Source organism: Burkholderia cepacia (genome assembly GCF_001039005.1).
Taxonomy (GTDB): domain Bacteria; phylum Pseudomonadota; class Gammaproteobacteria; order Burkholderiales; family Burkholderiaceae; genus Burkholderia; species Burkholderia theae.
Genome location: NZ_LDWR01000055.1, coordinates 27,277 through 41,657, shown reverse-complemented (window position 1 = coordinate 41,657; position 14,381 = coordinate 27,277). Strand labels below are relative to the sequence as shown.

Sequence of the window (14,381 nt, the reverse complement as noted above, 5' to 3'; positions counted from 1 at the left end):
CGGTTTACATCCGGAAATGGCGGTGCTACGATCGGCTCCCGCATCGGCTCCGGCCGGATTCACGGCTGTTTCGCACACCGGTCACCGGTACGCGATCGCCGCCTGTGGCACGACAACCGGGCCGATGAGCACTGCCGGACCACCTGCCGCTCCCGATATTCATGCGGTCATTACGCTCCAAAAACAAACCGTCTGGTTGGTTTTTTTAACCCCAAGCGGCGACGCCACCCTGTTGCACCACCCTTCGCACCGGCACCACCGGCGCGAACCCCGACCCGGAGAATCAGATGAACCGATCGATCAAGCCCAGCCACCTGCTCAATGCCGCACTGTGCGTCGCGCTCGCCGGATGCGCCGGCGTCCAGCCCGCCCGCTACAGCGGCATCGAATCGTCGCCCTACCTGCGCAGCGATCCGCAGGACAAGTCCGGCCGCGTGCCCTACCGCTACGCGCTGCCGGCGGACTGGCATCAGTACCGGAAGCTGATTCTCGACCCGGTCGCCGTCTATCGCGGCACCGACCATCAGTTCGGCGACCTGACCGACCAGGACAAATCGACGCTCGCCGCGTACATGGGCGACACGTTCGCGAAGAAGCTCGGCAAGCGCTTCGAGCTGACGAGCACACCGGGCCCCGACACGCTGCGTGTGAAGCTGACGCTGACGGGCGCCGTGACGACCACGACGTTTGCGGGCGCATTTGCGCATTTCGATCTCGCGGGCAACGTCTACAACGGTGTGCAAGCGATCCGCGGCCGCGAAGGCGCGTTCACGGGCTCGGTCATCTACGCGGTGGAGATCCGCGATGCAGCGACGAACCGGCTGATCAACGCGTACGTGACGAAGCAGTATCCGAATGCGATGAACATCGGCGCGAGTTTCGGCGCGCTCAGCGCGGCAAAAACCGGCATCGACAAGGGCGCCGATGCACTCGTCGCGCAATTCGACTGACACGCGCCGGCGCACGTTGGCGTGTTTCGCACGCGTGCATGCCCGCTGGCCGCGCGCCGCGCTCTTCTGGATCGCTCCGCTCGCGGCCGCCGCGTTCTGTGTCGCATGGGGCGTCGCGGCGCTCGGCAGCCGCGGGCCGACGATCACGCTCGTGTTCGCGACAGCCGACGGACTGGAAGCCGGTCGATCGACGCTGCGGCTGCGCAACGTCGAAGTCGGCCGCGTCACGAACGTACGCGCATTGCGCGGGCAACCGGGTGTGCGGGTCGAGGTGCGACTGGACACAGATGCTCGGGCACTGGCGGTTGCGGACACACGCTTCTGGATCGTGCGGCCGCGCATCGGGCCCGGCGGCCTCTCCGGCCTCGATTCGCTGCAATCCGGCGCCTACATCGCGGCCACGCTCGGTCATTCGCGCGAACCGCGCACGACGTTCACCGGGCTCGATGCACCGCCGCTCACCGAAGACCGCGGCCGTCACTACACGTTGCGCACGACCTCGCTCGGCTCGGTTGCAATCGGCTCGCCGGTCTATCACCGGCGCGCGCGCGTCGGCCAGGTGACCGGTTATGCACTCGATGCCGGCGGGCACGGCGTCTCGATCGACGTGTTCGTCGCCGCGCCGTTCGATCGGTACGTCGATGCGGATGCGCGCTGGTGGCAGGCGGGCGGCCTCGGCCTGCGGCTCGACGCGGGCGGCATGACACTCGGCACGCCGTCGCTCGCCGCGCTGCTCGCCGGCGCGCTCGCGTTCGCAGCACCGCCGGGGCGCACGTCGATCGTCGCGGCGCCGGACGGCGCGCGCTTTCGCGTGGCCGACGACGAAATCGACGCGATGCGCACGCCGAACGCACCAGCCGCGCCCGTCGTGATGCGTTTCGATCGCTCGCTGCGCGGCCTCGATGTCGGCGCGCCGGTGGATTTTCGCGGCATCGAACTTGGCAACGTGACGGCCGTCGGTACCGAATACGACGCAGCACGCGGCGACGTAACGATGCGCGTGACGATGGCGCTCTACCCCGATCGCCTTGGGCAGCGCTACCGCGACGTGCTCGGCGACGGCAACACCGATGCCGGCAAGGCGCTGCTGCGCACGCTCGTCGCGCGCGGTTTGCGCGGCCAGCTGCGCGTAGGCAATCCGATTGCGAACCACTCGTACGTCGCGCTCGACATGTTCCCGCATGCGCCGCCCGCGTCGGTCAACACGAATCGCGAGCCGATCGCACTCCCGACCGTGCCCGGCACGCTCGACGTGCTGCGCGTACAAATTGCGGATATTGCCGGAACACTGTCCCGGCTGCCGCTCGATCGGATGGGCGCGAATCTGAACGCAGCGCTCGTCAACACCAATGCGCTGTTCGCGCAGCTCGATACCGAACTTGCACCGCATGCGCATGATGCGCTGAGCAACGCGCGACAGGCATTCACGGCCGCGCAGGCGACGCTGCGGCAAGAGGGTGCGAACGCATCGAACCTCCATCGCACGCTGGCGCAATTCGCACGAGCATCGAGTGCGCTGCGCGCATTGGCCGGCGATCTGGAACAGCATCCGGAATGGTTGTTACCGAATGTATCGGGCACCACGCATCCGGCCCGTACGGCGCAGTGAGCGCGTCGCGCGGCACTGACGGATTTTTACGACGAACGCACGCACTGCATGCCAAATTTCCCGCGCAGCAGTATGCTGGTGTCGTACGGCTGCGCACGGTGCATCGGGTAACCCCGCAATTCGCACGTTGTCGCGCCGCCGTCGCAACCGCAATCATGCGTTGCAAGGAGGGATTCGTGATGACCACCACGCATCAGCACTTCCACCTCGAACTACGGCACGCCACCGCGCCGACCTATTTCATCAGCTACCTGTTTCCCGCCTTGCTGTTCGTTTACGAACTGCTGCGCGTCGGCCAGTGGATCCGCGATCACGGGATGCAATTCGCCGCGTTCAAGCAGATGGGTTACGAGTACCTGCTGATGCTGCTGTTCGTCGGGCTGCAGATCGTCGTCGAGGCGATCTTCCTGCTCGGCGCCGCGATGCGCCGCGACAATCGCGATTTCGAACACCGGCTCCCGAACGTGATCCTCGGCATCGGCTGCTCGATCGCGCTGCTCGCGATCGATCTCGCGATCCAGTTGGCGTTCTGACAGCCGGCGGGCCCGGCCCGCCGGTTGCCCGGGCGCTCAGGCGCCCGCGTCGCGCAGGAACGTCGCCACGGCTGCCAGCACATCGTCCGTCCGCTCGCGGTGCGGCATGTGCCCGCATTGGCCGAGCAACAGGAACGACGACGGCCCCGCGACGCGCGCGGCGATCCGCTTCGGATGCACGTCCGACCCGTATTCGTCGTCTTCGCCGTGAATCGCGAGCGTCGCGCATTGCACGCGCGGCAAGTCGTCGTCGAGATTCCAGTCGCGAAAGGCCGGCGACAGCCACGTGTCGACCCACGCGCGCAGCACCCATTCGGCCTTGTCGCCGTGATAACGCGCGAGCCGGTCGAGTTGCCCCGGTTCGTCGAACTGCTGCCCGGCATCGCGAATGCCGGCCAGCGTGCGATCCTCGACGAACGCCTGCGCGGCGACCGTCACGAGCGCGCGGCAACGATCCGGATGCGCGGCGGCACACCCGACCGCCATCCCGCCGCCAACGCTGTGCCCGAACGCGACGAACGCATCGACGCCGAGCTGTTCGAGCAACGCGTCGAACGCGTGGTCGGCCTCATCGCGCACGAAGGTCGTGCCGAGCATTCCCGGATGACGGTCCGAGCGGCCGAAGCCGAGGCGGTCGTACGCGATCACGTCGCGATGCGTGGCGCTTGCGAGTTGCGCGGGAAAGTCGCGCCACAGGTCGACGCAGCCGAGCGAATCGTGCAGCAGCACGATCGGTGCGGCCGCCGCGGATACGCCCGCCGCGTCCTGCAGCGGACGGGCGCGCCAGCGTTTCGCGAAGAGACGCCCTTGCGGCGTTTCGATGGTGGTCTCCTCGGTCAGGCTATCGGTCATGTGTCTGTCGTCTGCGTAAAAGCGGCCGTCCATGGACGGCCCCATCGAATCGCCGCATGTTGGCCCGCGAGCGCGCGCGGCGTCAAGCAAGCCCTCACCGAGCGCGTGCTCATTCGGGCTGCGGCGGCAGGTAGTCCATCTGCGCTTCGTCGTACAACCGGTAGATCAGCGCCTGCATCGCGCGGATGTCCTCCGATTCGTCGAGCATCCGCATGCTCATGATGATCGGCGACACGAGGTTCGGATCGTCGAGCGGCTTGTAGCTGATGTCATCGCGCTTCAGGCCATACACGCTGTGCGGCACGACCGACACGCCCTCGCCCATCGCGACGAGGCCGAGCGCGATCTGCAGTTCGCGTGTCTCGTAGATCCGCCGCGGTTGCAGCGCGCGATCATGAAACGCCGCGAGCACCTGGTCCGCATAGCTCGGGCGCGGCGCTTTCGGAAAGATGATCAGCGTGTCGTTCACGAGATCGTGCAGCGACAGCACGGGCTTCGCACTGTCGAGCACATGGCCGACCGGCAGCGCGACGATCATCCGCTCTTCGCGCAGCACAACGCGCCGCACGCTCGGATCCTCGTGGCGGATACGCCCGAACCCGACGTCGATGCGCCCTTCCTTCAGCGCCTTGATCTGATCCATCGTCGACATTTCGTGCAGGCTCAGCTCGACGGCCGGATACTCGCTGCGAAAGCGCCGGATGATCTTCGGCAGCATCCCGTACAGCGTCGAGCCGACGAAACCGACCGACATGCTGCGCTCGATCTTGCCGACCCGCTTCGTCATCGATTCGAGTTCGGTCGTCTGCGCGAGCAGCTGCACCGCATGCGAATAGAAGAAGCGCCCCGCGTCGGTCAGCTTCAGCGGCCGCGCGTTGCGCTCGAACAGCGGCACGCCGAGCGCTTCCTCGAGCTGCTGGATCTGCCGGCTCAGCGGCGGTTGCGCGATATGCAGCCGTTCCGCCGCCCGCGTGAAATTCCGCTCCTCGGCGACCGCGACGAAGTAGCGGAGGTGTCTCAACTCCATTTTCGATGTCTCCCGGACAGGGTCCCGACGTCAAGCCACCACCGGACCATGCCATGACGATACCCCAGGCGGCGCCAACCGCCACGCGCCGCCACGCGCCGCCCAAAGCAAAACGGGAAGCCCGCAAGCTTCCCGTTGTTTCATCGACACCGCCTGACGGCAGCGTCACGACCGCCCATCACACCTCGGTCGCGTAGAGCGCATCGCGCTGCGCGTTGCTCAGCGAGTCGAGCGGCACGTCCGGCAGCTGATAGCAGATCATCGTGCCGTACAGCTCGGCGAGGCAGTTGCTGCCGGCGTCGAGCGCGTAGCCGTCCTCGCCGTCCGGCGCCGGCGGATACACTTCGCGCCACGCGTTGATCGCGGCTTCGATTCGCACGATGGAAACGGGTCCGGCCTTCCGCTCGGCGGGTGATGCGCTCATGGATTCCTCTGGGATGCGCGCTCCGCGGGCCGTGCCGGCCCGGATGGAACGATGGAAACGCCGGGCGCCGCCGGCCGCCGCGCGCCGCGCGCGCCGGATGCCGATCCGCGCTGCGCCTGTCGCGCCGGCCGGGCCGTGGCCCGGTAGGGTCGGGCAATATAACCGGCTTTGACCCCGTGCAGGCAAAAGCCGGGCAAAAAAAACGGGAAGCGCAAGGCTTCCCGTTTCATCGCGCGTCGCGCGGTTGCGTGCCGCGCCCGCGTCAGCCCGCGGTTTCGCGATTCGTCACCGACTGCGGCTGCGCGCCACGGCTCGCGGCGATCCACGGCGCGATTTCCATGTCTTCGTAGCGCACGAAACGGCTCTTTTTCAGGAACCGGAAACCGAGCCACACGACGAGGAACAGCGGAATGCCGACATAGGTTGCGATCACGCCGGCCCAGTCGATCCGGTTCGCGAGGAACGCCTGATAGTCCTGCCCGAGCGCGATCACGAGGCACAGCACGAACGCGAACAGCGGGCCGAACGGGAACCACTTCGACTGGTACGGCAGCTGGTCGAGCGCATAACCCTGCTGCACGTAGCCCTTGCGGAACCGGTAGTGGCTGACCGCGATGCCGAGCCACGCGATGAAACCCGTCATCCCCGACGTGTTCAGCAGCCACAGGTATACGGTCTTGTCGCCGTACAGCGACGTGAAGAAGCACAGCGCGCCGACGGCCGTCGTCGCATACAGCGCATTGCGCGGCACGCCGCCCGGCGACAGCTTCGCGAACACCTTCGGCGCGCGGCCTTCGGTCGCGAGGGTGTAGAGCATCCGCGTCGACGCGTACATGCCCGAGTTGCCGGCCGACAGCACGGCGGTCAGGATCACCGCGTTCATCACGCCGGCCGCGAATGCGAGGCCCGCGTGGCGGAACACGAGCGTGAACGGGCTCACGCCGATGTCGGTCACGTCCGTCTTCAGCAGGTTCGGGTCGGTATAGGGAATCAGCACGCCGATCACGAAGATCGCGAACACGTAGAACAGCAGGATGCGCCAGAACACCTGGCGCACCGCGCGCGGGATCGTCGTGCGCGGATTTTCCGATTCGCCGGCCGCGACGCCGATCAGCTCGGTGCCCTGGAACGAGAAGCCCGCGATCATCGCGACGCCCATCAACGCCGGCAGGCCGCCCGCGAACGGCGCGTCGCCGATCGTCAGGTTGCCCCAGCCGTTGCTCGGCGCGCCCTTCAGAATGCCGAAGATCATCAGCAGGCCGACGCCGATGAACGCGACCACGGTAACGACCTTGATCAGCGCGAACCAGTATTCGGCTTCGCCGAAGCCGCGCACGGTGAGCGCGTTGAGCAGGAACATCACGCCGAGGAAGGCCGCGCTCCACCACACGCCCGGCACGTCCGGAAACCAGTAGTGCATCACGAGCTGCGCGGCGACCAGTTCCACCGCGATCGTCACCGCCCAGTTGTACCAGTAGTTCCAGCCGAGCGCGAAACCGAAGCCTTCGTCGACGTATTTCGCGCCGTAGGTCGCGAACGAACCCGACACCGGCATGAACGCGGCCATCTCGCCCAGGCTCGTCATCAGGAAGTAGACCATCAGGCCGATCAGCATGTACGCGACCATCGCGCCGCCAGGGCCGGCCTGCGAGATCGACGCGCCGGACGCGACGAACAGGCCCGTGCCGATCGAGCCGCCGATGGCGATCATCGTCAGGTGGCGCGCCTTCAGCGCGCGATGAAGCTTGGGTGGGTTCGCGGACGAACCGGGTGGGTCGGATTTCGGAATTGCGGACATAAACGAGACGAACGTTGAGCGGGCCGGCATCCGTAGCCGGCGCATGCGGAATCGGAGCGCGAGGCGCGTCCTGCGATGCATTCGATGCGGCCCCGATACGCGTTGCGCGGCGGGCGCCTGCGGCGAAGCGCGGATTCTACCTGATTCGTCACGGGGACAGCGCACGCGCAAACGCCCGTCGCCGCGACGGAGATTTCGCAGAATCAAGGAGTTGGCGGCATCCGTTCCACTCATGGCGCGTCCCGGTGCAATAACCACAAATGCATGGGGGTTATCCGGTTTACCGATTCGCACAAAGTACGCGCCTTCCTGTCGCAATCCGCCAAATACCGCGTCGATACGCCAAATCAACCGGTGCGCGCACCATTATTCAGACAAAACGACCGATACTGATAATTGATTCAAATCAAATCGCCCGCGTGCAATGCGGTAATGATGCGTAATCGTTTCGAATCGCCGTTCCCGCATGCATGTTTTGCATGTGCACGCGAGTTGCAGGAATTCGCGAGATAATGCGGCTTAATTCGAAATAATCAGCGCGCGGAACCGTCGACGACGCGAATATCCGCCGCCCGCCACCCCTCGAGGATGAAGTCATTCCCACTGCCCGCCACGCTGCGCCGCCATACGGTGTCGATCGTGGCACGCATTCTGTCGCCCCGCGGCGTGCTCGTTGCGGGCATCGTCCTGCTGATGTTCAGTTGGGGACTTTCCACGTCGCTATTAATCGAGGCACGGCGCGACGCGTATGACCATGCGGTCGAAAATGCGCGCAACCTGATGTTGCTGATCGAACGCGATATCGCGCGCAATATCGAACTCTACGATTTGTCGCTGCAAAACGTCGTCGATGGCATCGCCGATCCGGAACTCATGACACTGCCGCCGCGCCAGCGCCACCGGCTGCTGTTCGACCGCGCGGCGACCGGCGAGTATCTCGGGTCGATTTTCGTGATGGATCCGCACGGCAATATCGTGATCGATTCGGGCGCATCGCCGCCGCGCAACGGAAATTTCGCCGACCGCGACTATTTCGCCGCGCAGCGCGACCGGCTCGTCCAGGGGCTGTACCTCAGCCGGCCGTATGCGTCCCGGCTGCGCGGCGGCGCACTGACGATCGCGCTCAGCCGCCGGATCACGCTGTCCGACGGCACGTTCGGCGGCATCGTCGTCGGCACGCTCAGCGTCGACTACTTCCGCGCGCTGCTCGACGGCCTCGCGGTCGGCAAGCACGGCAGCGCGGCGATCGTCGAGGACAACGGCACGCTCGTGTCGCGCCTGCCGTACGACGCGCGCGTGGTCGGCCTCGACCTGCACGATTCGCCGCTGTTCATCGAGTCGCTGCACAGCCGCGCCGGCGAGCTGACGGGCACCGGCGCGATCGACGGCATCCGGCGCGTCTATGTCTACAAGCATCTCGCCGGCCTGCCGCTGATCGTCGACGTCGCGCCCGCCGAGATCGACATCTACGCGTCGTGGCACCACCGCGCGGTCTGGACCGTCGTGCTGATGTGCCTGTTCACCGGGTTCATCGCGTGGGGTTCGCTGGCGCTGTCGCGCGAGCTCAAGCGCCGGCAGATCGCCGAATCGAAGCTGTACCGGCTCGCGCACACCGATTCGCTGACGGGCCTCGACAACCGCGGCACGTTCGACACGGTGCTCACGAAGGAGACGCAGCGTGCGGCGCGCAGCGGCCGCCCGCTGTCCGTGCTGTTCGTCGACGTCGATCACTTCAAGGCGTTCAACGACTACTACGGGCACCTGGCCGGCGACGAGGTGCTGCGCCGCGTCGCGCAATCGGCGTCGCGCTGCCTGCGCCGCGACGGCGACCACGTCGCGCGCTACGGCGGCGAGGAATTCGTCGTCACGCTGCCCGACACCGACGCGCAAGGGGCGGCGACCGTCGCCGAAGGTATCCGGCGCGCGATCGCGGGGCTCGACATCGACCACGTGAAAAGCCCGTACGGGCGCGTCACGGCGAGCATCGGCACGGCGACCGCCGCCGACGGCCGCATGAACGCCGCGACGCTGCTGCGGCGTGCCGACGAAGCGCTGTACCGCGCGAAATCCGGCGGCCGCAACCGCGTGTCGGACGCGCAGCAGACGCAAGACGCGGCGTGACGTGATGTGATGTGACGTAACGCGGCGGCCGGCCCGGCCGGACCGCCCCACCGTGGACAGCCCGCGCGCGTTCGGCTACGTTACGTCTGCTGCGCACGCGGCGCGGCGCCGGCCCGCGCAGGCCGCCGTGCGCGTTCCGGCCACCCCAGTTCCGTCATGACCGCCTCTCTCCCTACCCGGCTGCCGCTGCTCCTGCGCAACGCGCTTCGCCCACTGTTCGACCCGTACCGCCGCTACCGGCACGCGAAGCTGATCCATGCGGCGCGCGTCGCGCTCGCGATTCTCGTGTCGATCGGCCTGTCCACCGGCCTGCGCGTGCCGCACGGCGAATGGTCGACGATCACCGTGCTGATCGTCGTCGGCGGGCTGCAGCATCACGGCAACATCCGCAAGAAGGCGGCCGAGCGCGCGCTCGGCACGTCGATCGGCGCGCTCGCGGGGCTCGGGCTGATCGTGCTGTATTCGGTCGTGCACGCGCCGCTCGCGATCTACCTGCTGATGGCGGTGGCCTGCGGCTTCTGCGCGTATCACGCGATCGGCAAGGCCGGCTATATCGCGCTGCTGTCGGCGATCACGATGGTGATCGTGGCCGGGCACGGCGACAACGAGATCGTCGACGGCCTGTGGCGCGCGGTGAACGTGCTGACCGGCATCGCGATCGCGCTGGCGTTCTCGTTCGCGCTGCCGCTCTACGCGACCTACTCGTGGCGCTACAAGCTCGCCGACGCGCTGCGCGCGTGCGCGGCCGTGCATGCGCGGCTCGCGGGCGACCGCCACGTGAGCGACGACACGCACCTGAAGGAAATGGCCGCGCTGAGCGCGCTGCTCGTGCAGCTGCGTTCGCTGATGCCGTCGGTGTCGAAGGAATGCGAGACGTCGATGATGCAGCTCGAGGCGATCCAGCGCAGCCTGCGCCTGTGCATCGGCTACCTGGAGATCCTGTCGAGCGCGGTGCCGGCCCGCGACGACGTCGCGGCCCGCGAATACATGCGCGTCGACATGAAAGCCGTGAACCGGCGCATCCGCGACACGCTCGTCGGCGCGAGCCGCGCGCTCAAGTTCGGCACGCCGGGCCGGCTCGCGCCGCGCCGCCGGCCGGCCGATCCGCCGCACGACGCGCCGCCGCCGCAACTGTCCGGCTATGTGTCGATCACGGCCAAGCTGGCCGGCGAAGTCGATCAGTTGCGCGAGAAGCTGCTCGATACCGCTCAGTCGTGGAATATCTGAAGCAAGCGGGAATCCGGGTTTCGCACGCCCGTCTTTCATATGCCTTTCGGCACGGTGGGTCGACGCCCTGACGACGACGGCCCCGCCCTTCCACCGATCCGGCCCCGGAAATACGACCCGCGACTGCAGCTTGCCCAGCCCGTTTCGGCCGCCATTTCGCACCGATTCGCACGGCGTTCTCCACCTGGTTAACCGCCCGCCAGGCCCGCCGCGACAGGCCCGACGACGAATCCGCGCGAAAATCAGCCCTTGCCCCAACTTCCCGGACAGCCGATACTCGCATATTCCGCGAAATACGATCCCTCCGGACCCAATCCACGGTAATTCCTATGAGCACGATTCTCGAAAGCCTCCCGACCGGCCAGAAGGTCGGTATCGCCTTCTCCGGCGGCCTGGACACCAGCGCCGCGCTGCACTGGATGAAACTGAAGGGCGCCGTCCCGTACGCATATACGGCGAACCTCGGCCAGCCCGACGAAGACGATTACGACGCGATCCCGAAGCGTGCGATCGAATACGGCGCAGCCGGCGCCCGTCTGATCGACTGCCGCGCGCAGCTCGTCGCCGAAGGCATCGCGGCGCTGCAAAGCGGCGCGTTCCACATCACGACCGCCGGCGTCACGTACTTCAACACGACGCCGATCGGCCGCGCCGTGACGGGCACGATGCTCGTCGCCGCGATGAAGGAAGACGGCGTCAACATCTGGGGCGACGGCAGCACGTACAAGGGCAACGACATCGAGCGTTTCTACCGCTACGGCCTGCTCGTGAACCCGGACCTGAAGATCTACAAGCCGTGGCTCGACCAGACGTTCATCGACGAGCTCGGCGGCCGCGCTGAAATGTCCGAATTCATGCGCCAGGCGGGCTTCGCGTACAAGATGTCGGCCGAGAAGGCCTATTCGACCGATTCGAACTTGCTCGGTGCGACGCACGAAGCGAAGGATCTCGAAAGCCTCGAAAGCGGCATCAAGATCGTGAACCCGATCATGGGCGTCGCGTTCTGGCGCGACGACGTGAAGATCGCCGCGGAAGAAGTGACGGTGCGCTTCGAAGCCGGCCAGCCGGTCGCGCTGAACGGCATCGAGTTCACCGACCCGGTCGAGCTGCTGCTGGAAGCCAACCGCATCGGCGGCCGCCACGGCCTCGGCATGAGCGATCAGATCGAGAACCGGATCATCGAGGCGAAGAGCCGCGGCATCTACGAAGCCCCGGGCCTCGCGCTGCTGTACATCGCATACGAGCGTCTCGTCACCGGCATCCACAACGAAGACACGATCGAGCAGTACCGCGAGAACGGCCGCCGTCTGGGCCGCCTGCTGTACCAGGGCCGCTGGTTCGACCCGCAGGCGATCATGCTGCGCGAAACCGCGCAGCGCTGGGTCGCACGCGCGATCACCGGCGAAGTGAAGATCGAACTGCGCCGCGGCAACGACTACTCGATCCTGAGCACGAAGTCGCCGAACCTCACGTATCAGCCGGAACGCCTGTCGATGGAGAAGGTGGCGTCGACGTTCTCACCGCGCGACCGGATCGGCCAGCTGACGATGCGCAACCTCGACATCACCGATACGCGCGACAAGCTGCGCGTGTATGCGCAAGTCGGGCTGCTGACGCCGGGTGAGGCGTCGGCGCTGCCGCAGATCAAGGGCGACGAGAAGTAAGTCGCGCTGTTGATTGCGGCCGGGCGGCGGGTTCTGCCGCCCGGCTGTGTTACACCATCTCCCTTCCTCAGTGAAGCGCCAGCCTGGCTTCCTTCACGTCGTCAAGCAACGTCGCTGCTGGTCGCCGGCGTTCAGCCTGCAAGTTCTTGCAGACACTCGTCGCTGAATTTCTCGGCCGCCGTACGTGCAAGCGGTCACTCGCCGGCCCTTTTGTCTTGATGTCCGATCGTTACAAATACTTCCCCGGTTTCATCGTCACATAAGACCCGCGCCGGCACTGACACATCGCCAAACTCCCTCTGTAATTTCGCATTCCAGCCATCGACGATCAATTTTGCGAGCTCGGCAGCCTGGTCGGTATCAATGTCATCAAACATCCCCGTTATTTCAATCAGATTTATCCAGAATTGAATTTCGTGAGAAGCCTTTCCGTCGCTCAGCAGCCTTTTGTACTCTTCGTCACGGAACAATTCAGAGACGAATATCGCCCCGCCCACAACCTTGAAATCTGGCAAAAACAATTTCCCAAGGCGGAAAAGAAAATCATAAACCAGACCGCGATCCTTATAGACAACATGAACATAGTCAAGCCCAGAAACGCCAGCACACTGATTAACAGATACAAACGATGCGAAGTCGAATGATTTGGAATTATTCATTATTTTTCTTTTGAAAATTTATCCAGTATGAGGTGGCCCTACCTTGAGCTTGTCTACGCGCTCACGCCCACTTTCGAGGACGCCATGCATGCCGGCGCTTGGCACAACAGGTCGGCACCATCAAGCCTCGCCATCACGAGTCGCCCGAATTTCGAGAGAGTCTGTCAGTGGCTTTGATCAGGTCCGGAATTCTGAATTTCCCGACCATTTTCACAATATTGCTCTTTGCCAACTCCAAATCGATACCGGCAGCAGTAACAAACAGCGGCTTCGAACTGCCTCCGCGGAGAATTTCTGCGTTTTCTGGCGTTCCCAGGAATTTGGTCTTTGCGACGCCAACTACCGGAACCTTGCCATCAAGGTGTTGCCACAACCGCATACCGAGGCCTGGACACTCGTCGGCGCCAAGCGTCACATAGCCATCGACGACGATACATTCAAGCGGATGTTCGACACGCTTCAGCAACTCGATGATGCACGGCAATTCACGCAAATAGAATTTTCCGGGGATGTAGCTTGCCAGACTATCGACATTGGCCGTCAGTCTCTCGACCACTACGTTGCTTTCCCAGGATTCAATCACCATTCCTGCGGCGAGCGCGCTGTCATCGGAGTAGGACACGTCGACGATTAAAATCACGTTACCTCACGCCCGTCCACAAAAATCTTAACGGAGGAGTTGCCTCCCTTGACAAATGACTCAAGATCAAGGTACTCGCCACTGCCGTGCTTGATGCCCGTTAACTCGAATCCGTCGACGTGCAATTCTCCCAAATGCGGAAGATCCGCCAAGCTCAAGAATTTCACGCCAACATTTGCCAATTTGAGCACTGCAACATCCCTCAACATCCCGCAATCGCTCAAATATCGAAAGAATTCATCTCCAACATCTCCGCCAAAGAGAGTCAGATCATCTGATACCTCGAGCTTCTCGACATCGTGAACTGTAGAAACGGGAAAAAATCGAGCCTTCCTTACTATTCGCGGAATAGCTTCAAGAAAACCGTTGCACGCACTCAAGATTACGAGCCGCCCGCCCTCAGAAAAACGCATCCCGCCATAAAACTCGACATTGGTCGTTATATCTACACTCTTCAGCCCACCTGACGAATACCACTCATAAACCTCGCCAAATTCATCATTAGGAACGTCAAAATAAACCATCCCTCCAGCCTCGGTCCACCTGGCCTCTGAATACACGATGCCATTCCGCAGAAAGACTTCCCGCGTGCAGGCACCGTCATCAAATTCATATCCGATTCCGCTGAATGGCCGCCCCTGGTACAACGGCACCTCATAGTCAGACAACATTCCGGTCAGATCAACCTGATCAAATCCATCACTAGGGCTCGCACAAATTGGACGGTAGTCCCCCACTTCGACACCATCCACCAGCTCTATCGCGCGCACCCTTTGATCTTTCCCAATTTCGAAGGCAACTCCAGAAAACTCCTTTCTGGAAAGAAAATATCGCCCACCTTTCCGCTCCATCAACTCGATATTTACCCTGTTCAACT

At 64.4% G+C, this 14,381-nt stretch carries 13 protein-coding genes; 6 read left to right on the top strand and 7 right to left on the bottom strand.

Annotation, left to right across the window (positions count from 1 at the left end):
* Positions 1 to 287 precede the first annotated feature (287 nt).
* The 3 genes from VL15_RS28750 (at position 288) to VL15_RS28740 (ending at position 3,092) form a co-directional block, all read left to right on the top strand.
* Positions 288 to 950 carry a DUF3313 domain-containing protein gene (locus VL15_RS28750; protein WP_048250086.1) on the top strand — a complete coding sequence of 221 codons (663 nt, stop codon included), beginning with the start codon at positions 288 to 290 and terminating at the stop codon, positions 948 to 950.
* 34 nt (positions 951 to 984) lie between these two features.
* On the top strand, positions 985 to 2,559 hold the full coding sequence (locus tag VL15_RS28745; protein WP_230684547.1) for an intermembrane transport protein PqiB: 1,575 nt from the start codon (positions 985 to 987) through the stop codon (positions 2,557 to 2,559).
* 179 nt (positions 2,560 to 2,738) lie between these two features.
* Entirely contained in the window at positions 2,739 to 3,092 is a 354-nt protein-coding gene (locus tag VL15_RS28740; protein ID WP_048250085.1) for a hypothetical protein, read from the top strand.
* A gap of 36 nt (positions 3,093 to 3,128) precedes the next feature.
* Here VL15_RS28740 and VL15_RS28735 read toward each other — a convergent pair whose 3' ends face one another.
* The 4 genes from VL15_RS28735 to VL15_RS28720 all read right to left on the bottom strand — a co-directional run bounded on the left by VL15_RS28735 (position 3,129) and on the right by VL15_RS28720 (position 7,193).
* The gene (locus tag VL15_RS28735; RefSeq protein WP_048250084.1) at positions 3,129 to 3,944 is read right to left on the bottom strand and encodes an alpha/beta fold hydrolase; all 816 of its coding nucleotides are present in this window, start codon (positions 3,942 to 3,944) and stop codon (positions 3,129 to 3,131) included.
* Between the two features lie 109 nt (positions 3,945 to 4,053).
* Positions 4,054 to 4,971, bottom strand: a complete 918-nt coding sequence (locus tag VL15_RS28730) for a LysR family transcriptional regulator (RefSeq protein WP_048250083.1) — start codon at positions 4,969 to 4,971, stop codon at positions 4,054 to 4,056.
* A 178-nt stretch (positions 4,972 to 5,149) separates the two neighbouring features.
* A complete protein-coding gene (locus VL15_RS28725; RefSeq protein WP_048250082.1) occupies positions 5,150 to 5,395 on the bottom strand; it encodes a DUF3717 domain-containing protein in 246 nt (81 codons plus the stop codon).
* A 262-nt stretch (positions 5,396 to 5,657) separates the two neighbouring features.
* Entirely contained in the window at positions 5,658 to 7,193 is a 1,536-nt protein-coding gene (locus VL15_RS28720) for an amino acid permease (protein WP_048250081.1), read from the bottom strand.
* Between the two features lie 588 nt (positions 7,194 to 7,781).
* On the opposite strand from VL15_RS28720, the gene VL15_RS28715 reads away from it, so the two are divergent.
* The 3 genes from VL15_RS28715 (at position 7,782) to argG (ending at position 12,205) form a co-directional block, all read left to right on the top strand.
* Positions 7,782 to 9,314, top strand: coding sequence for a sensor domain-containing diguanylate cyclase (locus tag VL15_RS28715; RefSeq protein ID WP_048250080.1), 1,533 nt, complete (start codon positions 7,782 to 7,784; stop codon positions 9,312 to 9,314).
* Positions 9,315 to 9,470: 156 nt separating this feature from the next.
* Complete coding sequence (locus tag VL15_RS28710) at positions 9,471 to 10,541, top strand: FUSC family protein (RefSeq protein WP_048250079.1); 1,071 nt, start codon at positions 9,471 to 9,473, stop codon at positions 10,539 to 10,541.
* Between the two features lie 329 nt (positions 10,542 to 10,870).
* A complete protein-coding gene (gene argG, locus VL15_RS28705; protein WP_048250078.1) occupies positions 10,871 to 12,205 on the top strand; it encodes an argininosuccinate synthase in 1,335 nt (444 codons plus the stop codon).
* Between the two features lie 194 nt (positions 12,206 to 12,399).
* On the opposite strand, the gene VL15_RS28700 is transcribed toward argG, so the two are convergent.
* From VL15_RS28700 to VL15_RS28690, 3 genes are all read right to left on the bottom strand, one after another.
* Positions 12,400 to 12,864: a hypothetical protein gene (locus VL15_RS28700; protein WP_048250077.1), complete on the bottom strand. Its 465-nt coding sequence runs from the start codon at positions 12,862 to 12,864 to the stop codon at positions 12,400 to 12,402.
* Positions 12,865 to 12,997: 133 nt separating this feature from the next.
* A complete protein-coding gene (locus VL15_RS28695) occupies positions 12,998 to 13,504 on the bottom strand; it encodes an endonuclease V (RefSeq protein WP_048250076.1) in 507 nt (168 codons plus the stop codon).
* Positions 13,501 to 14,379 carry a hypothetical protein gene (locus VL15_RS28690; protein ID WP_155420314.1) on the bottom strand — a complete coding sequence of 293 codons (879 nt, stop codon included), beginning with the start codon at positions 14,377 to 14,379 and terminating at the stop codon, positions 13,501 to 13,503. Before VL15_RS28690 ends, VL15_RS28695 begins: the two co-directional genes overlap by 4 nt.
* Positions 14,380 to 14,381: the final 2 nt, after the last annotated feature.

Coding starts and splice junctions, on each gene's coding strand:
- VL15_RS28710 (WP_048250079.1), top strand. CDS start 9,471: ATGACCGCCTCTCTCCCTACCCGGCTGCCGCTGCTCCTGCGCAACGCG.
- argG (WP_048250078.1), top strand. CDS start 10,871: ATGAGCACGATTCTCGAAAGCCTCCCGACCGGCCAGAAGGTCGGTATC.
- VL15_RS28740 (WP_048250085.1), top strand. CDS start 2,739: ATGACCACCACGCATCAGCACTTCCACCTCGAACTACGGCACGCCACC.
- VL15_RS28700 (WP_048250077.1), bottom strand. CDS start 12,864: ATGAATAATTCCAAATCATTCGACTTCGCATCGTTTGTATCTGTTAAT.
- VL15_RS28730 (WP_048250083.1), bottom strand. CDS start 4,971: ATGGAGTTGAGACACCTCCGCTACTTCGTCGCGGTCGCCGAGGAGCGG.
- VL15_RS28715 (WP_048250080.1), top strand. CDS start 7,782: ATGAAGTCATTCCCACTGCCCGCCACGCTGCGCCGCCATACGGTGTCG.
- VL15_RS28720 (WP_048250081.1), bottom strand. CDS start 7,193: ATGTCCGCAATTCCGAAATCCGACCCACCCGGTTCGTCCGCGAACCCA.
- VL15_RS28750 (WP_048250086.1), top strand. CDS start 288: ATGAACCGATCGATCAAGCCCAGCCACCTGCTCAATGCCGCACTGTGC.
- VL15_RS28735 (WP_048250084.1), bottom strand. CDS start 3,944: ATGACCGATAGCCTGACCGAGGAGACCACCATCGAAACGCCGCAAGGG.
- VL15_RS28725 (WP_048250082.1), bottom strand. CDS start 5,395: ATGAGCGCATCACCCGCCGAGCGGAAGGCCGGACCCGTTTCCATCGTG.